Source organism: Cellulosilyticum sp. WCF-2 (assembly GCF_003990395.1).
Classification (GTDB): Bacteria; Bacillota; Clostridia; order Lachnospirales; family Cellulosilyticaceae; genus Cellulosilyticum; species Cellulosilyticum lentocellum.
Map to the genome: position 1 here is coordinate 3,873,752 of NZ_CP034675.1, position 20,062 is coordinate 3,893,813.

18 protein-coding genes are annotated in these 20,062 nt (G+C 33.6%); 1 reads left to right on the forward strand and 17 read right to left on the reverse strand.

Features of this window, described 5'->3' with window-relative positions; genetic code table 11:
- Positions 1–30 precede the first annotated feature (30 nt).
- From EKH84_RS17515 to EKH84_RS17535, 5 genes are all read right to left on the reverse strand, one after another.
- Positions 31–1,005 carry a gluconeogenesis factor YvcK family protein gene (locus tag EKH84_RS17515; RefSeq protein ID WP_013657901.1) on the reverse strand — a complete coding sequence of 325 codons (975 nt, stop codon included), beginning with the start codon at positions 1,003–1,005 and terminating at the stop codon, positions 31–33.
- On the reverse strand, positions 1,006–1,878 hold the full coding sequence (rapZ, locus tag EKH84_RS17520; RefSeq protein ID WP_127067300.1) for an RNase adapter RapZ: 873 nt from the start codon (positions 1,876–1,878) through the stop codon (positions 1,006–1,008).
- Positions 1,879–1,965: 87 nt separating this feature from the next.
- Positions 1,966–2,877, reverse strand: a complete 912-nt coding sequence (murB, locus tag EKH84_RS17525) for a UDP-N-acetylmuramate dehydrogenase (protein ID WP_127067301.1) — start codon at positions 2,875–2,877, stop codon at positions 1,966–1,968.
- A 101-nt stretch (positions 2,878–2,978) separates the two neighbouring features.
- Positions 2,979–6,080, reverse strand: a complete 3,102-nt coding sequence (locus EKH84_RS17530; protein WP_127067302.1) for an AAA family ATPase — start codon at positions 6,078–6,080, stop codon at positions 2,979–2,981.
- Positions 6,070–7,230, reverse strand: coding sequence for an exonuclease SbcCD subunit D (locus EKH84_RS17535; protein ID WP_127067303.1), 1,161 nt, complete (start codon positions 7,228–7,230; stop codon positions 6,070–6,072). The genes EKH84_RS17530 and EKH84_RS17535 overlap by 11 nt, the downstream gene beginning before the upstream one ends.
- Before the next feature lie 208 nt (positions 7,231–7,438).
- On the opposite strand from EKH84_RS17535, the gene EKH84_RS17540 reads away from it, so the two are divergent.
- Positions 7,439–8,464, forward strand: a complete 1,026-nt coding sequence (locus EKH84_RS17540; protein ID WP_127067304.1) for an alpha/beta fold hydrolase — start codon at positions 7,439–7,441, stop codon at positions 8,462–8,464.
- 105 nt (positions 8,465–8,569) lie between these two features.
- Here EKH84_RS17540 and EKH84_RS17545 read toward each other — a convergent pair whose 3' ends face one another.
- The 12 genes from EKH84_RS17545 to EKH84_RS17600 all read right to left on the reverse strand — a co-directional run bounded on the left by EKH84_RS17545 (position 8,570) and on the right by EKH84_RS17600 (position 19,783).
- The gene (locus EKH84_RS17545) at positions 8,570–8,908 is read right to left on the reverse strand and encodes a DsrE family protein (RefSeq protein WP_127067305.1); all 339 of its coding nucleotides are present in this window, start codon (positions 8,906–8,908) and stop codon (positions 8,570–8,572) included.
- 144 nt (positions 8,909–9,052) lie between these two features.
- Positions 9,053–9,373: a hypothetical protein gene (locus EKH84_RS17550; RefSeq protein WP_207669748.1), complete on the reverse strand. Its 321-nt coding sequence runs from the start codon at positions 9,371–9,373 to the stop codon at positions 9,053–9,055.
- Between the two features lie 63 nt (positions 9,374–9,436).
- Entirely contained in the window at positions 9,437–10,492 is a 1,056-nt protein-coding gene (locus EKH84_RS17555; protein WP_127067306.1) for an ABC transporter substrate-binding protein, read from the reverse strand.
- Between the two features lie 32 nt (positions 10,493–10,524).
- The gene (locus tag EKH84_RS17560; protein WP_127067307.1) at positions 10,525–11,304 is read right to left on the reverse strand and encodes an ABC transporter permease; all 780 of its coding nucleotides are present in this window, start codon (positions 11,302–11,304) and stop codon (positions 10,525–10,527) included.
- Positions 11,304–12,122: an ABC transporter permease gene (locus EKH84_RS17565; RefSeq protein ID WP_127067308.1), complete on the reverse strand. Its 819-nt coding sequence runs from the start codon at positions 12,120–12,122 to the stop codon at positions 11,304–11,306. Before EKH84_RS17565 ends, EKH84_RS17560 begins: the two co-directional genes overlap by 1 nt.
- 5 nt (positions 12,123–12,127) lie before the next feature.
- Complete coding sequence (gene potA, locus EKH84_RS17570; protein ID WP_127067309.1) at positions 12,128–13,183, reverse strand: spermidine/putrescine ABC transporter ATP-binding protein; 1,056 nt, start codon at positions 13,181–13,183, stop codon at positions 12,128–12,130.
- Between the two features lie 14 nt (positions 13,184–13,197).
- A complete protein-coding gene (locus EKH84_RS17575; protein WP_013657913.1) occupies positions 13,198–13,737 on the reverse strand; it encodes a helix-turn-helix domain-containing protein in 540 nt (179 codons plus the stop codon).
- Positions 13,738–14,051: 314 nt separating this feature from the next.
- The gene (locus EKH84_RS17580; protein ID WP_127067310.1) at positions 14,052–15,095 is read right to left on the reverse strand and encodes a TolC family protein; all 1,044 of its coding nucleotides are present in this window, start codon (positions 15,093–15,095) and stop codon (positions 14,052–14,054) included.
- A gap of 112 nt (positions 15,096–15,207) precedes the next feature.
- Positions 15,208–16,410 (reverse strand): ABC transporter permease, encoded by a 1,203-nt coding sequence (locus EKH84_RS17585; RefSeq protein ID WP_127067311.1) that lies wholly within the window; start codon positions 16,408–16,410, stop codon positions 15,208–15,210.
- A gap of 18 nt (positions 16,411–16,428) precedes the next feature.
- The gene (locus EKH84_RS17590; RefSeq protein WP_127067312.1) at positions 16,429–17,652 is read right to left on the reverse strand and encodes an ABC transporter permease; all 1,224 of its coding nucleotides are present in this window, start codon (positions 17,650–17,652) and stop codon (positions 16,429–16,431) included.
- Positions 17,652–18,347 (reverse strand): ABC transporter ATP-binding protein, encoded by a 696-nt coding sequence (locus EKH84_RS17595; protein ID WP_127067313.1) that lies wholly within the window; start codon positions 18,345–18,347, stop codon positions 17,652–17,654. Before EKH84_RS17595 ends, EKH84_RS17590 begins: the two co-directional genes overlap by 1 nt.
- Positions 18,344–19,783 carry an efflux RND transporter periplasmic adaptor subunit gene (locus EKH84_RS17600; RefSeq protein WP_127067314.1) on the reverse strand — a complete coding sequence of 480 codons (1,440 nt, stop codon included), beginning with the start codon at positions 19,781–19,783 and terminating at the stop codon, positions 18,344–18,346. Before EKH84_RS17600 ends, EKH84_RS17595 begins: the two co-directional genes overlap by 4 nt.
- Positions 19,784–20,062 lie beyond the last annotated feature (279 nt).

Genomic DNA, 20,062 nt, shown 5'->3' on the forward strand with positions numbered 1-20,062 from the left:
TCAGTCACCTCATCTTATGTAATTTTTGTACTAAATCTCCTCAAAAATACATTTTGCCAATTTGTCAGCATCATGTCTAATGAATTTCTTATCTTGGTCTACTTTAACAAGGGGGGCTTCTATTATTTTAATATTATCCCATATAGGATGCGTTTCATCAACCTTTAAGACACTTGCACCATCTTCCAAATATTGTCTTAAATACGTTTCTTCTATTACTTCATTATTAACAATCACTTGATTAATAACACCTTTACCCAAATAGCCTTCTAAAATCATAAGGTGTCTTTCTAGGCTTAAATCACTAGTCTCCCCTGGTTGTGTCATCAAATTAGCTACATAAAGCTTTTCAGCTTTAGCTTCTCTAATATAACAACTAATGTTTTTTACCAGCAAATTAGGAATGATACTGGTATATAAACTCCCTGGCCCTAATATAATTAAGTCTGCATCTTCTAAGGCTTCAATTACTTCAGGCGCTGGCTGTGGCATACTAGGTACAAGCTTAATGGTAGTAATATTATGTCCACTTCCTTTACCATATTCCACAATCTCACTTTCACCTGAAATCCATTGTCCATTGTCAAAGGTAGCTTCTAAGTGTACATCTTCTAATGTAACGGGCAATACTTTCCCTGTAATAGCTAAAACATTGCTTGTTACACGCACTGCTTCCTCAAAACCACCTGTTACATCCGTCAGTGCAGCTAAAAAAAGATTTCCAAAGCTTTGCCCTTGTAAGGTTCCTTCTTTAAAGCGATACTGCAAAAGCTTTTCCATAATAGGTTCTGTGTTAGCTAGTGCTACAATACAGTTTCGTATATCTCCAGGTGCAATAATCCCCATTTCTTCTCTTAGTTTTCCAGAGCCTCCCCCATTATCTGCAACAGTTACAATAGCTGTAATCTGTGAGGTATATTTTTTAATGCCTCTTAGCATGGTTGATAATCCTGTTCCGCCACCTATTACTACAATCTTTTTATTTTGCTGCGTTGTTTTTATCATTTATTTCCCTCTTTTACTATCCTTCTCTATATCTCTATGCTGTTTAATCACAGTGTGCCCCTCATTTTGTAAATAATCATAGAGTGCATTAGCAAGAGTGACAGAACGATGTTTACCGCCTGTGCAACCAATAGCAATAACGAGTTGATTTTTCCCCTCTTTTTTAAAGTTAGGAATCAAAAAGGTAATCATATCTTGAAGCTTTGTAAGGAAGGTTTGACTTACCTCAAATTGCATGACATAATCACTGACAATAGATTCATTCCCTGTATGCGGTCTCATCTCAGGAATATAATAAGGATTCGGAGCAAAACGGACATCAAATACTAAATCTGCATCAATAGGAATCCCATATTTAAATCCAAAGGACACAATAGTAATCATTAAACTATTGAAAGCCTTGTCTTCGCAATAAATCTTATATAATACGCCTCTTGTATCTTTTGGGAGCATATAAGAAGTGTCGATGATATGATTAGCTTTTTCCTTTATTTCTCTTAATATACGTCTTTCTCTTTCAATTCCCTCTTCAATTCTTTCACTACGAGCTAGAGGATGTAAACGTCTTGTTTCTTTAAAACGTTTAATCAGTTCTGCATCACTGCAATCAAAAAATACAATCTCATAAGTATGTCCACTTTTTTGGAGTTCATTTAAACTCGTAAATAAATCAGCAAATAAACTGCCTCCTCTTGTATCTATACCTAAAACAACCTTACTTAGCTTATTTTGTTGTGAAACAATAAGCTCTGCAAAGCTTTTAATCAGTGTAGGTGGTAAATTGTCTACGCAATAATAACCCATATCTTCAAAGCAGTTAATAGCACTACTTTTCCCTGCTCCTGACATGCCCGTAACAATGACAAAGTTCATAAGACTCCCTCCTATTCCTTTCGCTTTACTTCTTTATCATACAAGTTTTATATAAAGGGGCTATTAAGATAGCCCCTCCTTTTATCGTTAAAACCCAAGCATTTTTACTTCTGGCTCTAGCTCTACATCAAATTTTTCTTTAACAATGCGTTTCACTTCTTGAATCAAATGAATCACATCCTCGCAAGTAGCTTCTCCAGTATTGACTACAAAACCACAGTGTTTATCAGATATCATAGCGCCACCTACCTGAAAACCTCTTAAACCACTATCCATAATAAGCTTTCCTGCAAAATAACCTTCGGGTCTTTTAAAAGTACTGCCTGCACTTGGTTTATCTAGTGGTTGCTTATCACGTCTACGCCCTGCATAATCCTTCATGAGCTCTTGAATTTTTTCTTTATCTCCTGGCTCTAGTATAAAGGTAGCTTCTAAAACAATATAGCCTTTCTTTTGAATAACGCTGGTACGATAACCTAGCTCTAATTCCTCATTAGAAAGCTTTAATATTTCTCCTTCTGGTGTCATAACTTCACAGGAAGCAATGACATGCTTCATTTCACCGCCATAGGCACCTGCATTCATCACTACTGCTCCACCTAAGGTTCCAGGTATACCATGAGCAAACTCAAAACCAGTTAATTCATTTTCTAATGCTTTAGCTGCTATTCTAGCAAGAAGTGCACCAGATTGCGCTGTAATCCTGTTATCTTCTACAGTGATTTCTGCAAACTGATTATAAAGCTGAATAATAACACCTCTATAACCTGCGTCTGATACAAGTAAATTACTACCATTGCCTAAAATATAATAAGGTACTTTTTCTTTGGCGCACACCTGCAATATAGTACTTAATTGCTCTTTGTTTTCTGGTTTAACCATTATATCTGCTAGACCACCAATCTTAAAGGTGGTATAATTTTTCATTGGTTCATGGGTTAAAATGTGCTGAGTAGGTATCTTTTCAGATAAAAGCTGCACAATCTTGTTTATGTCCATTATTTCAACTCCTTATGCTTAAAACAATGCTTCCATTTTATTGTATTGATCTTCATCATATTGTAACACAGATTCCTGTTAAAAAGCATTAGGAAATTACTTTATAGTTTAAACGAAGCTGAACTTCCTCTAGCCCCTGTAGTAATTTCAAGACCTACTGGGATTTGTTCTCGTAACTCTTTTACATGTGATATGATTCCTATTAAACGACCTGTATCTTGAATACTTAGTAAAGTTTTAATAGCTAGCTCTAGTGCTTCTTCATCTAAACTACCAAAACCTTCATCAATAAATAACGTATCTAGTGGCGTAGCTCCTGCTAATCTTTGAATCACTTCAGATAAGCCGAGGGCTAGCGCTAGTGCTGCCATAAAACTTTCACCACCTGATAAGGTTGTTACAGGCCTTGTCTCATTATTATAATAATCCTTAATGCCAATATCCAAACCTGCTTGTGCATTAGCACGAGATAAATCGTCACTACGAAATAATTCATAACGATTATGGGTCATCGGCCTTAATTTCTTATTAGCACTTCTTAAAACTTCTTCAAAAATGCTACTTTGAATATATCTTTCAAAAGAAAGTCCCTTTTTATTCTTTCCTTTCGCATAGCTACTAATTTTTTCAATAACACTTTGTTTTTTTACTATGGTTTTAACCTCATCATAAAGATGAGTTAATGCTTGCTGAATCTTTAAATGCTTCATTTGATTATTTTTCACTTCATTAACCTTTAAACTTAAAGCTGTGCTTTGCTCCATCAATACTTGATGCTTATTGGTAACGCTCACTCTTTCTTCTTCTGAGAAATCTTTTGTTTTTTCTTGAAGCTCTTTACACTGACTTGTGAGTAAATTTCTTCTTTGTTTATACTCACCTAAATCAGCTTTAGCCGTTTCTAGATCTTCTGGTGTCATTTTGTAAATCTTAAAATCTCCGATATCACTGAAACCAGCAGCTTCTAAGGCATTTTCAAACTCAAGGCGCTTTTTAGCCCCTTGTTCTTTTAAAGTGACTGCTCGTTTCTGGTTTTCGAGCACTCTTGTACTTTGCTGTGCTTTTTCTGTACTTTGTCTTTCTTGCTGCTGCTTAAGTGTCTTAAAAGCTGTTTCTTTAGCTGTATAAGCAGCTTTTAACTGCTCTAACATAGTATCTAAAGCCACCTTTTCTCTAAGCTCTTTTGGCACTTCTGTTTCAATACTCGTAATATAAGCTGTTACTTCACTTAAACCTTCTTTTTGTTCTGCAATATAAGTAGCTCCTTTTTCCTTTCGCTCTATAATCGTCTTTTTCTCTAGGCGATTGGCTTCTAAGGCTTTTTGCATCTGGACAAGTTCTCCTAATTTTGCTTCTAGGGTAGTTATTTCCTCCTTTAGTTTGTTTAAAACCTCTTCACTAATAGTCTCTTTACCTACTAAAGCCTCGTCATATGCTTGTAATCTCGCTTTAAGAAGCTTACATTCTTTCTCTAAAGCTGATTTAGTTTCTCTCAAACTGCCTAACTCTGTTTCTAACTCTTTAATTTCCTTCTCCATTTTGTCCAAAGCTTCCTTCGTGATATGATCACTTGTCAAAGCAGCTTTTTGTGGATGCTTTAAGGAACCACACACGGGGCAAGGTTCATTATCTTTTAAAGTTTCAGCTAATACCCCTGCTTGATTATTAAACCAGAGTTTAAAAGCTTCTCTATAATGCGTTTCATGTAGCCGATGGAGCTGCTCTTTTTGCTTAATGAGCTCGTACTGTTTATCTAATTCTGAAAGGACTTTGGTAGCATGTGCTTCTTCTTTTACCCTTTCAGCTTTTTGCTTTAATATTTCTAACATCTCTTTTTGTAAGACCAGCTTCTCAGCTAATTCTTTTTGAAGGGTATCTTTTTGTTTAATGGTTAACTCTTTTTCTTCTATTTCTTTATCTAATAGAACTTCCTTTTCGAGTAGTTTTTTATAGGTGTCCTCTCCAATGCTAAGCGCTTTTTGCTTCTGCTCTCTTTCTTCGTATTTAGCAGCTAATTGTACTACTTTAGGTACATAGGTTTCTAAAATGCTATATTCCTTCTTTAGTTTTTCTACTTCTACAGGTAAGTTTTCCTGTTCTTTTAATTTCGTTTCACAAAGCTTTAATTTATCTTCTATCTCTTTTAAAGAGGCTATTTGTACTTTTAAAGTCTCTTCACATGCCAAGTACTCTTTTTTAACTTCTAGCACAATGGTTTCTAGTGGGATAATAGGAAGTATTTTTTCTGCTTTTTCAATTTTAACTTCAAGCTGATTGTAGTCTTCTTTTTTAGCTATGAGGCCTGTTAGCTCTGTTTCTAAACGGACTTGTTCCTGCTTTTCCTCATACTGTTTATTGACTTTAACTAACTGCTGTTGGCTCTCTTCTAATTGGGCCATAACTTTTTTTAGTTCTTGCTCTAGCTGCTCTTGTTCCTCTGTCTTCTCACTACAAATGCATTCTAAAATGTCACATACCTCTGGTGCATTATAAATGACCTTTGTACTTAAAAAATCTTTTAAGCGAACATCTTCTCCTGCTTCAATTTGACTTAATGTATTTTCATAAATTAACTGTTTTTCCTTCACTTGATCTTTAATATCCGCATATAGGACTTCTAAAGCTTTTTCTACATTCTGATAAATACCTGTTTCAAAAATATCTTGAAGAATTTGCTGTCTTTCTTTACTACTTACGGTGAGAAGCTCCCTAAACTTATTTTGAGCAATCATAATGACCTGTCTAAACTGCCCAATGTTAAAATGCAAAAGCTCGTTGATCTTTTCGCCAACTTCATTATATTTGGCCGTTACTAACTTATAAGTATCTTCCTCTTTTTTATAAAGTTCAACCTCACTAGCCACCTTTACTAGCTTACCACTACTACCGCCACGTTTAGCCGCTCTTTCATATTGAGGTCTTCTCACAATACGATACTCGTCCTGACGCAGTTTAAAATAAAGTTCTACTTCTGTAATAGTATCTTCATCAGCAAACTTACTACGCATGGTTTCACCACTTCGTTCCCCTCCATTGGTTTCACCATATAATGCATAACAAATGGCATCTAAAATAGTAGTCTTCCCTCCACCTGTAGGACCATAAATTAAAAACATATTAGCATCTTCTAAACGTTCAAAGTCAATGATTTGTTCTCCTGCATAAGGCCCAAAAGCCGTCATTTTAAGTAATCTAGGCCTCATATTTTCCCTCCTCTATTTCCTGAACAATTTCCTTGATGTACTTCGTTTCTTCTTCATCAAATTCAGTTTCACCTATAAAATCTAAAAACTCCATAAATACCTCAGTAACTGTTTTTTCCTTAGTGGCCATAAAGTCCACTTGTTTTTGCTCTTCAACCGCTTCTCCTGAAGCTTCATCTTTTACCCATTCACTACCTAAAATATTAGGATAAATATGTCTGAGTGTTGCTGTTACATCTGCTACAGGCACACCTTTAATACGAACAAATACATAGTCATCTTTATGAGCATCTAGGCTAGCTGATGCAATCAGCTCTTCTAAAAGTCCTGTTAAAACCCTTACATTACGTTTGGTTGCTAGTTCTTTTTCTTCAATAGCTACAAGCTTCTGGTTTTTTATCTCTAGAAGGACATAGCCTTTCTTTTGATTAGCTTCAGATACTGAATATTTAAGAAGTGAACCACTATAGCGAATGTTTTCTGCTCCCATAGCTTGTCTCTTATGAAGATGTCCTAAAGCTGTATACGTAAAATTCTTAAAATGCTGAGCACTTACTAGCTCAGCTCCACCTACTACACTTAATCTTCTTTCTGAATCAGATACATCTCCGCCAGCTACAAAGGCATGTGCCACTAATAAAGTAGGCACTTCTCTCTTCTCATTTTCAATCGCTTTTATTAAATAAGCCATAGCTTCATCATGCCTTTTAATGGTATCATCTTCTGCTATTTCTCTTACATGAGCTGGCTCAATATAGGGTATCATAAAAACATCAAGTTCTTCATCCTGTACCTTAACCGTAACCTTTTGATAACCTTTAGGACATTTCCCTACTATGTAGAGATGCTGACTTTCAAATAACTTACTACCAAAGTCGATACGCTCACCACTATCATGATTGCCAGAAATAATAATGGTACTTATTTTATACTCTAAGGTCACTTTGCTAATAAAATGATTAAAAAGCTCTACAGCTGCTTCTGTAGGAATACTTTTATCATAAATATCACCTGCAATCACTAGAAGGTCTACTTGATCTTCTCTAATCTTTTCTAATAAACGCTCTAACACATAAGCTTGATCCTCTATTAATGAATAGCCATGAAGGCTTCTGCCTAAATGCCAATCTGATGTATGCAAAATTTTCATTGTTTCACCTCAATTACCGTCTTTCTTACCTCTCATAGTATACTATTTTCCCTAAATTGACTAGTTAGAGTCCCTTATTTGACATAAACTTTTTACAAGGAAAATATAAACATCTTTGTATTAGGCATTCAAATTTATAACTCACTTATGATATAATAGAAAGAAGTCAAGCGCTAATGTATTTTGTTATATTTTAGGAGATTAATCAATGGATCCAAATAAAAACATGAAAATAAAAAGTTTTAGTAGAAAACATGAAAAACGTAAAAAACATATTTTCCGCTTTGCTATTCTTGGCCTCATTTTATTAGGTATTGTTTATCAGCAACTCGGAACTTACTACTCCGCCAGTTCTCTAGGCCGTTTAGGTCGTTTAGTACAAGTGGATGATGTTCAAATGCATCTTTATGAAGGTGGTTCTGGTGAAATGCCTATCGTCTTTACTACTGATATAGGTGCTAATGTTCCTTATGTCGAGACTTATCCTCTTCATAGCAAGCTGGCTGCTACTCATCCTGTGAAGGTTTACGATAAACCAGGTTATGGTTGGAGTGAGACAACCTCTGCTTCAAGAGATATTGATACCATTTGTAAAGAAATTTATACTTTACTACATAGCGACGAAATACCTGATGATGAAGATACTTATATTGAGCCTTTTATTTTTGTAGCTCATGGTATGGGTTCTTTGGAAGTATTGCGCTATGCCCAACTTTATCCTGAAGATGTAGCTGGTATTGTTCTTATCGAGGGAGCTTCGCCTCAATTTTGCGTAGACTTTAATAATATTATGATTATTGAATCATTCTTAACTAACGGCCTTCGTAATACAGGCGTATTACGTTTATTTAGTGGTACCAACATGGTAAACAATACGCTAGGTACTCATAAGGATTATGATCCCACACTTCAATCTCTCAATAAAGGTATTGGTTTAGAAAAAACCTGGAATCGCAATATGATTTCTGAAAAATTAAAGCTTCAAGAAAATGGGCAAAAGGTATTAGATGGTGGCAACTTAGGTGATATTCCTATTCGTATCATCACATCTCATGCTAATATTTATAGTAACTGGGCTAGAACTCAAAGAGCACTACTTTCCCTTTCTTCAGATTCTGAGCAAAAATATATAGAAGGTTCCGTAGACTACATTCAAGAAGATGACATAGATGCGATTATAAAAGTCATCGAAGACCTTACTCTGCACATTCAAGAACTTAAAGAAGATTCCTAATCAATACTAATGAGCTGTTACTACTAAAAGGTAACAGCTCATTTATTATGGGCAAACACAAACTAGACGGTATAGTTATTGACTATACCGTCTAGTTTGTACCCTTTAAAGCGTGACAACTTTCTCCGCTTTAATAAGTAAATCTGCTATTTCCTCCATATTGCTAATTCTCCCCACTGCTAGTGAACGCTGACCACATACATGAAACACACAGGTTCCACAAGCTAAAAGTTCTATGCCACTTGCTTCAAGTCCATCTAGTACTTCTAGGTAGCAGGATTCTTTAGTTAAGAGCTTAACTCCAGAATTATAAAAGACAATAGCTTCAGGTTTATCCATACTAGCAAGTACCTTGCGTAAAAAAGTCCCTAGTAATGTCTGTCCTACCTTCTCATCGCCTCTTCCTAGTGTATCGCCGTTAATAATGATAACACTTTTATACACCCTGATTCCTCCTTTATTTTGCCCTTACCATATACTATGAATGGAGGATAAAAACTGTGAATTCGTGTCGAAACTTTAAATATTCCTCTTTCTTCTCTTATTAATAAAAAAGGCTCATCCCTTTAGATGAGCTTTTTTATCTTACTATCTTTTCTTGAAACATTTAATAATATCTAAAATTCCCTTTGCAATTGTTGCTGCTAAAAACACAATATTAACTACAAAACCTGCAATCGCTATTCCTTTATGCTTTTTACTCTTCATATTAATAGCCCCTAATACAATCCCCACAACTGTAATAGGTAAACCGATAATTGGAATAATCCATGCTAAAGAACTAATAATGCCTAATACCAAGGAAGTTGTTGCACCTGCATCCTTTTCATTTGAAATTTTTACTTCTCCTTTGTCAAGACAAGGTTCTTCATCTACTAAATGTTCTTTCAATAATAAATCTTCTTTCATGTAATCATCCCCTACTTTGTTTTAAGCTTATTATAATCTAAAAAGCATAATCTTAAAATAGTTTTAGCTTGATGATTTCACTTGTGTCCAAATAGAATTATAAACACTTATAATATCTGAAGGATCATTAAACATCTCCATTAATGGATCACTTGTTATATTTTCGCTTGGATAAGCTACATCACTATTTTTAACTTCCTCTGGTAGTAGTTCCCTAGCTTCGCTAATTGGTGTTGAGTATCCAATGTACTCTGCATTCTTAGCTGCAATATCTGGTCTACATAAGAAGTTAATATATTCATAAGCTTCTTCCATATGTGCTGCATTTTTAGGAATAACCATACTATCTACAAAATAATTAGAGCCTTCTTTAGGAATAACATACTCAAGGTCTGGATTTTCAGAAAGCATTAACATTGCATCTCCAGCCCATGCTAACATAAGAGCAGCTTCACCATTAATCATTTTATTCTTTCCTTCATCACCTACATAAGCAAGTACTAAAGGTGCTTGTTTGATGAGTTCTGCTTTAGCTTCTTCTAGCTCTTTTTCATCTCTTGTATTCATTGAATAACCTAACTTTTTAAGAGCTACCATGATAGAATCTCTTTCACTATCATACATAAAGATTTGCTTAGCATATTTTTCATCCCACATCACGTTCCAGCTATCTACTGGTTCATTTACTATGGTTTTATTATAAACGATTCCCATTGTTCCCCACATATATGGTACAGCATACTCATTATTAGGGTCATATGGTAAAGACTTAAAACGCTCATCAATTTTTTCATAATTTGGAATTTTACTTAAGTCTAATTTTGCTAACATATCTTTGTTAATCATTTTTTCAATCATATATTCTGAAGGAAATAAAACATCATAACTTACTGTACCTGACTCTACTTTACTATACATTTCTTCATTATTAGCATAATCAGAGTAAACAACTTTAATTCCAGTTTCTTGTGTAAACATTTTATTAACTTCTGGGTCTATATAATCTCCCCAGTTATAAACGACTACTTGTCTACCACTGCTATTTCCACATCCAGAAACCGCCATGGTCATACAGCCTATCACTATTAAACTTGCAGCTTTTCTTATTACTTTTTTCATCTATCTTCTCATCTCCTAGCTTGATCTATTACCTACTCCGGTAAAGATTTATTTTTATTAGTATTAGCTCTTATGTTATTAATTATTAAAATCGTTATAATCGTAATAAACATGAGTGTAGATACCGCATTAATCGTAGGATTTACACCTTTTCTAGCCATAGAATAAATTTTAATAGGAAGTGTATCTACACCAGCTCCCGTATTAAAGAAACTTACCACAAAATCATCAATAGATAGCGTAAAGGCAATAAACGCCCCTGCTAATACACCAGGCATAATTTCTGGAAAAATAACCTTTTTAAAGGCATACCATGGCGTAGCACCTAAATCCAATGCAGCTTCATATAAGCTATAATTCATCTGTTTAAGCTTTGGCATAATAGATAAAATCACATAAGGAATACAAAATGTAGTATGCGCTATGATTAATGAAGGTAAGCCAAAAGGTATTCGAATTACTTTAAAGAGCATCATTAGTGAAATACCTATGACAATATCCGGACTTAAAACAGGAATAAACGTAATATTAGTCATAAATGTCTTTTTAAAGCCACTCATTTGATTAATGCCAATAGCTGCAAAAGTACCAATAATAGTAGCAATCACCGATGCACTTAATGCTACCATAATGGTATATAAAAATGCTTGTTGAATACTACTATCATTAAGCATTTGTTCGTACCAGTTTAAAGTAAATCCCTTCCAAATAGGTAATTTTGAATCATTAAAGGAAAACACCATTAATAACGCTACCGGTGCATACATAATAAGTAATATAAGTGCTAAATAGAAGCGTTTTATAAATCTCATTAGAATAATCCGCCTCCTTTATCTAAACTTCCTTTACGAGACATGACTGCTAAAGTAACAAGTACTACAATCATCATTAGCATTGAAATAGCTGAACCAAAGCCCATGTCACCTGTTCTTGTAAATTGTTCTTCAATAACATTACCAATAAGCATCACTTTTCCTCCACCTAATAATCTGGTAATAAGGAAGGTAGTTAGTGATGGCATAAATACCATAATTATACCCGTCACAACACCCGGCATACTTAATGGTAAAATAACTTTTCTAAAAGTTGTCCATTTATTAGCTCCTAAATCATGAGAAGCTTCTATCAGATGATGATCCATCTTTACTAAAACATTATAAATTGGAAGTACCATAAAGGGGAAAAAATTATATACCATCCCGAAGATAATACCTCCATTACCATATAAAAACTGAATTTCTTTATCAATTAAATGTAATGACTTTAATATATTATTGAGTACACCATTATTTTCTAATAAATTTGCCCACGCATAAGTTCTTAGTAAAGAATTCATCCACATAGGTAATACAACCAATATTAAAATAATACTTTTTCCCGACATCTCTTTACTACTTAATATCATTGCTAACGGATAGGCTAGTAATAAACAAATAATTGTGCTAATAAGTGCCATCCATAAAGAACGCCCCATGGCTTTAATATAATAGTCTTCCATAAACTTTGCATAGTTAGCTAATGTAAATTGTCCGTCTATAAAAAAACTAAAATAAACAATTAGAAAAAGAGGTACAATCACAAAAATAGCTGACCATATGAGATATGGGTATGCAAGCGACTTTTTATTCATATCTCCTATCTCCTTTTCATAATGTGTATTTCTGGTGGGTTAATAATCATCCCAACCTTTGAACCTATTGGTGACATAGTCGTTGAATGTACCATCCATAAAAATTCTTCTGAGCGAATAAGCATCTCATAATGAACACCTTTAAAAGTAACCGCTTCTACATCTCCTGTAAGCATTCCTGCATCTGCTTTCACAATTTGAATATCCTCTGGTCTTACAACTACATCTACTGTTTCGCCATCATTAAATCCAAAGTCTACACATTCAAAGTCTCTACCATGAAAATGAACTTTATAATCCTTTAACATTGTCCCTTGTAAAATATTACTTTCTCCAATAAAATCTGCCACAAAGGCATTTTTAGGTTCATTATAAATATCAATTGGACTACCAATTTGTTGTACTTTACCATCTTTCATAACTGCAATTGTATCGGACATACTTAAGGCTTCCTCTTGATCATGTGTTACGAAAATGAAAGTAATACCTACTTTTTGTTGAATACGCTTAAGTTCCAATTGCATCCCTTTTCTAAGCTTTAAGTCAAGTGCTGCTAGAGGCTCATCTAAAAGCAATACTTCAGGTTCATTAATAAGTGCTCTTGCAATGGCAATACGTTGTTGTTGTCCACCACTTAATGAATCTACTGAACGTTTTTCATAACCTTCAAGATTAACTAATGCTAACATTTCTTTTACTTTTTCTCTAATAACTTTCTTATCCATCTTCTTAATTTGAAGTCCAAAGGCAATGTTATCTTCTACATTCATATGTGGAAATAAAGCGTACTTTTGAAAAACGGTATTAATTTTTCTTTTATAAGGTGGTAAATCTGCAATGTTTTTACCTTCAAAAAGGACTTCTCCATTTGTACATTCTTCAAAACCACCAATAATACGAAGCAAAGTCGTTTTTCCACAACCGCTAGGACCTAGTAAAGTCAAAAATTCATTTCGTCTTATATACATATTAATATCATCTAAAACTAAATTATCATCATATTTCTTGGTAATATGCTTTAAATCAATAATATAATCTTTGGTAGTTAACTCTTCTGTCATTTCCGTCTACTCCTTTAAAAACTTGGTGGCGTAGCAACCCATAGAACGATAGCTTTGGTCTTCCCTGGATTGTGAAGATAATGGTCACTTGTTGGTCTAAAATAAAAGCTGTCACCTTTTTTCGCTTTAAACTTTTTATTACCTAAGTGAACATATACATTACCTGCAATCACATAACCAAATTCTTCTCCATCATGAGGTGCTCCCACACTAGATTTTCCTCCTGGTTCAATATGTATCAGGATGGGTTCCATATCATTTTTTTGTGCATTTGGGATAAGCCATGTGATCATATTATTATGATCTTTATCCTCTTTTTCAAAAACATCTTCTTTTGTGAAAACAATTTTTTCTTGACTGGATTCATTAAAGAAATCCTTTAGATTAGTGCCTAAACACTCTAATATATCAATGAGTGTGGCAATAGAAGGTGAAGTTAAACCTCTTTCTACTTGAGAAATGAAGCCTTTTGAAAGCTCACACCTATCTGCTAGTTCTTCTTGGGTTAAACCATTCTTCTTACGAAGCTGATTAATCTTAGCCCCAATATCCATATTATCTAGCCCCCTCTGTGTATTACAGTATATATAAATAAACTTTTTGTTTACATTCATTAAACTTGCCATAGAAAATTATACATATTTCTTCTAAATACGTCAATACAAAACCACAAAAAATTTATTCTTACCAAACTTAATGTTTAGTATAAGTTCCCCTTTCAGAGCAAAACAATAATCAGAAAACTAATTATTGTTATAATATTATTTATGTTACAATTCCCTTAAAAATAAAAAATCACTTTTCATTTTTAGTAAAATGAAAAGTGATTTTTATTTTTAGTAAAATGAAAAGTGATTTTTATTTTTAACTAACTTAGCCACGGTTTCTCTAAAATGCGTTTTCCTTGTTCACACGCATATGTTAATGATTCTATTTCAAATTCTTTTTCAGCCATATCTTGTTTTACTGATTCATAGTCATATGTACTTATTAGGCCTGCATTAAACTTAATCTCTGCAACTTTTAATTGCTTTTCTAACACGCTTATATTGGCTTTAGCCTGCTCTAACTTTGCTTCATTAGATAGTAAAGATGAATACACACTTAGTAAAGATTCTTTATATTTTTGTCGATTATTTGTAATAGTAGTATATTTTTGACTGCTTTCTGCTTTTACATCTAAATAATCTACCCAATAGGGTGCTAATCCACCCACCTTATCTGAAGCACGATCTATACGTGTCTGGTCATAATAATTAGCAAGTTCCTCACTATACTTAAGCATATCATCTACTTTTCCTGCAATATATCCATCTATATTATCTCTATATTTAAATAGCTCATAACTTATATTGTTTTGAAGTTCATATTGCGTTATATCTACTCCTACTAACATTTTAAACTTCTTATTCATATCACTAATACTTTGCTGTTTAGCACGATTTTCATCTTTTAAAGCCTCTATTTTATTGAGCAGTTCATCATAGTCCACTTGGCTTATTAGGCCTCTTTCTTTTTTAATTTTAGCTTGTATAAGCTGCTTATCGGAAAGCTCTATTCTTCCTTCCATAATAGCAAGTTCTTGAATTGTTAAAATGTAATTATTATAAAGACTCCAGACCTCATTAGAAATCTTATCCGCTGAAAAACTTATAGTTTGTTCTAATTGCTTAGTGCTAATATCTAGATCTGTATACTGATAAACCTCTAAATTGTTATTCTTCAATTTTTCTTTATAAACTTCTAAGTTAAGCTTGTTGGTCTTAAGCTGACTATCATTACTAATAGCCATTTTAGTAGCTTCTTCTACAGTTAATACTTTTTTAACTATGTCATTAGCAAAAGCTGATGTACTTACAGTTAAAACTGTCATTACTAAAATAGCTTTGCTTATACTTTTTCCTATCTTCATATTTTACTCCTTTCCTCTCCATGCTATTAATTTTCATACCTTACTATTTATTATAAGGTTTATTTCTAAATTTTATATAACATTGTCATTAAAATTTGATTAAAATTACACTTTATTCCTCTCTTAAAGCTTCAACTGGATCTAATTTAGCTGCTTTATAAGCAGGATAAACACCAAATATAATACCGATACTGCTTGAAGTACCTGCTGAAAAAATAATCATACCCCATGTTAATTTAGCTGTTATTCCTATAGCTGAGGCAATTAACACCCCACCAAAATAGCCTACTAAAAGACCTGTTATACCGCCCAACAAAGTCAACATAAGCGCTTCGATTAAAAATTGTGTTAAAATCTGACGATCAGTAGCACCTAAAGCTTTTCTTATTCCAATTTCCCTTGTACGTTCTTTAACGGTCACCATCATAATATTCATGATGCCAATACCACCTACTAAAAGTGAAACAGCCGCTACAATACTCGTAAATAAATTCAGTTTATCTAAAACATCATTATACGTATTAGAAGCTTCCATTACAGACATAACCATATAAATATCTTCTTTACCATGTCTTTTCTCAAGTAGCTTTCTAATTGGTGTACTGTAATCTGAAGCTTCATAGTCGTCATTAATAACAACCATCGCTTCATAGGATTTGCCTTCGCCTCCCTGTAAATATTTATCTGCTGTAGCAAATGGTAAATAGACAATAGGTGCAATCATTTCCTCAGGTGCTGCTGAAGGATAGTAGCTTTTAGTAACACCAACAATTTCAAAACTCTGTACTTCTCCACCAATATTCATGTCAATGGTTTTTCCTAGAGCATATTTAGGATCCTTGACATTGAACATGATTTTAGCAAAATTATCTTCTACTATGATTACGTTACTTCTTAAAGTCTCATCTTGCTCTAAGAACATTCTTCCATACTTAAGACTTATCGATTGTACCTTTTCATAGTCATAAGTAATGCCAAAAAGCATTAAAGTCTTTTCTTCCTTCTTATAATTCTTAGCTGTGCCTATGTATTGTTCATGATAAGGTAAAACATCCATTACTTCCGGGATTTGACTAATCACTTCAAAATCCTCTGGTGTTAACAAATTATCCTCCGAATAATCCATAGTCATAATTTGAATTGTTCCTTTACCAACACCACTAAACTGACCATTAACGTAGCCTTTTACACCTTCTCCTAAGCTTAAAATAATAATAACAGCACTAATACCAATAAGCATGCCTAGCATCGTAAGGAAGGTTCTTAATTTATTGCCTTTAAGCTGACTTAAGGCATTTTTTAGCGTTTCTCTCATTTTTTCTTCCTTCCTTTCTTAATCTGCTCTTAAGGCTTCTATAGGGTCTAACTGCGCCGCTTGATAAGCCGGATATACGCCAAATACAAGTCCAATAGTAACTGAGGTTAGGGTTGCGAATAAGATCATCCCTAATGTAAACTCAGCCATAATACCTAGTTGATTACCAATCATCATAGCACCTATATATCCTAATAGCATGCCTAGTATTCCTGCTATTAGTGTTACCATCAAGGCTTCAATTAAGAATTGTACCAATACATCTTTATTAGAAGCTCCTAATGCCTTACGAATACCGATTTCTCTCGTTCGCTCTTTAACTGTAACAAGCATAATATTCATAATACCAACGCCACCTACTACAAGAGAAATACTAGCTATAGCGCTAATAAATAAAGTAACAATATTCATGACACTGTCTACCATCTGAATAATTTGTACATAGGTTTGAATAGAATAACCATCTTTTAAATGATGCCTTTTATTAAGAATTTGTCCTATCCTAGTTGTTACTTCACTTTGGTCATAGTCATCCTTTACAATACCTGCAATAGTTCTTACAGAACCACCTAAGCCTAAAAGCTGGTCTAGTTTGCTATAAGGTATATAAAAAGTCTTTTGAGTAATCATACGGTCTAGTTCTTTTCTACTTAAATCCTTTGAACTATTGGTTTTATAAATACCTATGATTTGAAAACTAATAGGCTGCTTGTTAATGGTTATTTCAATCTGTTCTCCCACTACACGCTCATAAGATTTTTCACCAAAAAGTGCTTTAGATACAACATCTGCAATGACCACTGAATTGCTATAAGCCTCTTCATCTTTATCATTTAAATTTCTACCAGCTAAAATATCTAGTGGTGAAATTTCATTGACATAATCAGGTTCAATACCTGAAATATTACACTGAAAGCTATCTCCTTTTTGTGTGTAAAGACTACCTCTACTATCATTTCCTCTTACGACACTATCCACTTCTGGCAGCGCTTTAATCAAATTAATGTCTTCTACATCAATCTTATATTCTGATTTTTGCTCTTTTGCACTAATTTGGAAAACTCCTAAACCCATATCCATAAAAGAACTCTTAATATAGGTTTGGAAGCCCGTTCCTAAAGCTAAAATCATAATAACGGCTCCTACTCCAATAAACATCCCTAACATTGTAAGGATAGTTCTCCCCTTATTTCCCATGAGTTGTTTAATTGCAGATTTAATGCTTTCACCTAACATATTCATTAGGATATACCTCTCCTATTTTGTATAGGTGCATCTTCAATAATGATACCATCCCTAAATACAACTCTTCTCTTAGTAAATTCTGCAATATCTGGTTCATGGGTAACCATAACAATTGTAACACCTTCATTATTTAAACCTTGAAAAATATTCATTATCTCTACACTAGATTTACTATCTAGGTTTCCTGTGGGCTCATCCGCTAAAATAATAGCGGGATTATTAACAAGGGCCCTAGCAATTGCTACCCTTTGTCTTTGGCCTCCTGAGATTTCATTGGGTGTATGCTTAATACGATTTCCTAACCCTACTCTAATGAGTGCATCAACTGCACGTTCCCTTCTCTCTCTGGGTTTGATGCCTGCATACATCATAGGTAGTTCTACATTTTCAGTAATAGTGAGTTTAGGTAATAAATTAAAGGATTGAAAGACAAAGCCTATTTTTTGATTTCTAATTCTTGAGAAATCTTTATCCTTTGCTTCAGAAACATTTATCCCATCTAATATGTAAGTACCACTCGTAGCATGGTCAAGACAGCCTAGAATTTGCAAAAAGGTTGATTTACCTGAACCAGAAGCCCCCATGATAGATACGAACTCTTCTTTTTCTACCTTGAAGTCAATATCAAATAAAGCTTGGAGTTCTAGGCGACCATTTCTATAAATTTTATTCACTTTTTGAATATCTATCATTGTTCATCACCTAACTTCTCATAAGACACTTTAGTTCCTTCTGCTAAGTAATCAGCTGGATTACTTACAACTAGTTCACCTTCTTGTACCCCTTCGATTTCGGTATATAGACCATTGCTTAAACCTTGCTTAACATCTTTTCTACTAATGGTTCCATCTTCAGCCACTACATAAACATAATAGTTTTTATCATCATCTTCCATAACTGCTAAAATAGGTGCTACACATACATCAGATCTTGTATCAGTAATAATCTTAACATCTACAGAAAAACCTGGTTTAATTACTTCACCCGGCTGTGTTACTTCTACTTTTACTGGAAGTGAAACTGTTTCACCACTAGAACTTTGTTTGACATCTGCTACAGCTGCCACCTTAGCAACTTTACCTGCTACTTCAATGGTTTTAGAACCTGTATACTTAATAACTGCATCTAAACCAACTCTTAAGTCTGCTGCGTAATAAGGTGAAATGTCACAAGTTACTTCTAATTTGCTAGGATCTACAATCGTTAAAATTTTACTTCCTGCTGTTATAGGCATCCCCTCTTCTTCTGGTAAGTAAGTAATAACACCATTTATAGGGGCTACTACACTTGTTGACGTATTTTGTAAATTATTTTTAGCGGTATAAATTTGACTTTCTAAGCTTTTAATTTGACCTTCAGCTGAAGCAATTTGTTGCTTTTTATTACTATCTTCTACTTTATTATTTAATAAATCCAAATTGTACTGAGCTGTTTCAATTTGTAAGTCCATTTGTTTTAAACTTGATTCAAGACTAGTAATAGCAGTTTTCATCTGATCGATATTTTGTTTTAAAGTTGTCACCTTATCTTTAGAATCATCTAAGTCTTTTTGTGATAAAGCCCCAGCTTCAAAAAGTTCCTCATTCACTTTTAAATCTGTTTCAGCTTGTTTTAAATCTTTTTCTAAATTTGATAAGTCTACTTTTTTATTTGTTATACTTGTTTCTGTATCTTTTCTGTTGTTTTTTAATTGTGTCAAAGTAGCTTGTGCGCTTAAAATATCTCCTTTAGAAGCTGCACCAAGTAACTGATTTAAACTCTCTTTAGCTGCTACTAACTGTGCTTCTAAAGCTTCTAGGTTTTTTTGACTTGAAAGCTCTGCTTCCTGATCTAATACTAAAATCACTTCTCCTTGCTTTACGGTATCGCCTACTTCTTTATTAATGGTAATAATTTTATTACTTGCATCAAGATAAACAGTTTGGCTATCAACTGCTTTTAATTTACCACTTGAAGAAATTTTTGCCTCTATATTATCTTTTTTAATTTTCTCAACTTGTACACGTGGTCCTTCTTTATAACCTCCGATTGTTTCTTCCACTTCTGGTTTATTCATACTTGCAATAACACCCAATACAATCATAATACCCACTACACCAATAATGATGTACTTCTTTTTGCCTTTCATATAATCCTCCTTTAATGCCTTTGTTTTTGCATATAGCTATAACGCTATACTTACTAACCATTATTATAAGTGACAATCCTTAATTTTCAATTAAAATTCAATTAATTAATAAAAAACTTATAATTTTATGGCTATCTTCCCTCCCTTTAGTCATTCACTCACTATTTTAACTAGTACTTTTATTCTGTCACCACCTTATCTTTATAACATGTCATTATGTAGCTATAAAGAAGAATTTTTCAAAAAAACAAGCATATTTTATCTACTTTATCATAACTT

What these genes read in the sequence shown, in the direction of transcription:
- EKH84_RS17600 (WP_127067314.1), bottom strand. Translation starts at nt 19,783, where the DNA reads ATGAAAGGCAAAAAGAAGTACATCATTATTGGTGTAGTGGGTATTATG.
- EKH84_RS17585 (WP_127067311.1), bottom strand. Translation starts at nt 16,410, where the DNA reads ATGAGAGAAACGCTAAAAAATGCCTTAAGTCAGCTTAAAGGCAATAAA.
- EKH84_RS17575 (WP_013657913.1), bottom strand. Translation starts at nt 13,737, where the DNA reads ATGGATATTGGGGCTAAGATTAATCAGCTTCGTAAGAAGAATGGTTTA.
- murB (WP_127067301.1), bottom strand. Translation starts at nt 2,877, where the DNA reads ATGGACATAAACAAGATTGTGCAGCTTTTATCTGAAAAGATACCTACT.
- rapZ (WP_127067300.1), bottom strand. Translation starts at nt 1,878, where the DNA reads ATGAACTTTGTCATTGTTACGGGCATGTCAGGAGCAGGGAAAAGTAGT.
- EKH84_RS17515 (WP_013657901.1), bottom strand. Translation starts at nt 1,005, where the DNA reads ATGATAAAAACAACGCAGCAAAATAAAAAGATTGTAGTAATAGGTGGC.
- EKH84_RS17560 (WP_127067307.1), bottom strand. Translation starts at nt 11,304, where the DNA reads ATGAGATTTATAAAACGCTTCTATTTAGCACTTATATTACTTATTATG.
- EKH84_RS17550 (WP_207669748.1), bottom strand. Translation starts at nt 9,373, where the DNA reads ATGAAAGAAGATTTATTATTGAAAGAACATTTAGTAGATGAAGAACCT.
- EKH84_RS17540 (WP_127067304.1), top strand. Translation starts at nt 7,439, where the DNA reads ATGGATCCAAATAAAAACATGAAAATAAAAAGTTTTAGTAGAAAACAT.
- EKH84_RS17535 (WP_127067303.1), bottom strand. Translation starts at nt 7,230, where the DNA reads ATGAAAATTTTGCATACATCAGATTGGCATTTAGGCAGAAGCCTTCAT.
- EKH84_RS17590 (WP_127067312.1), bottom strand. Translation starts at nt 17,652, where the DNA reads ATGAATATGTTAGGTGAAAGCATTAAATCTGCAATTAAACAACTCATG.
- EKH84_RS17530 (WP_127067302.1), bottom strand. Translation starts at nt 6,080, where the DNA reads ATGAGGCCTAGATTACTTAAAATGACGGCTTTTGGGCCTTATGCAGGA.
- EKH84_RS17580 (WP_127067310.1), bottom strand. Translation starts at nt 15,095, where the DNA reads ATGAAGATAGGAAAAAGTATAAGCAAAGCTATTTTAGTAATGACAGTT.
- potA (WP_127067309.1), bottom strand. Translation starts at nt 13,183, where the DNA reads ATGACAGAAGAGTTAACTACCAAAGATTATATTATTGATTTAAAGCAT.
- EKH84_RS17595 (WP_127067313.1), bottom strand. Translation starts at nt 18,347, where the DNA reads ATGATAGATATTCAAAAAGTGAATAAAATTTATAGAAATGGTCGCCTA.
- EKH84_RS17555 (WP_127067306.1), bottom strand. Translation starts at nt 10,492, where the DNA reads ATGAAAAAAGTAATAAGAAAAGCTGCAAGTTTAATAGTGATAGGCTGT.
- EKH84_RS17565 (WP_127067308.1), bottom strand. Translation starts at nt 12,122, where the DNA reads ATGAATAAAAAGTCGCTTGCATACCCATATCTCATATGGTCAGCTATT.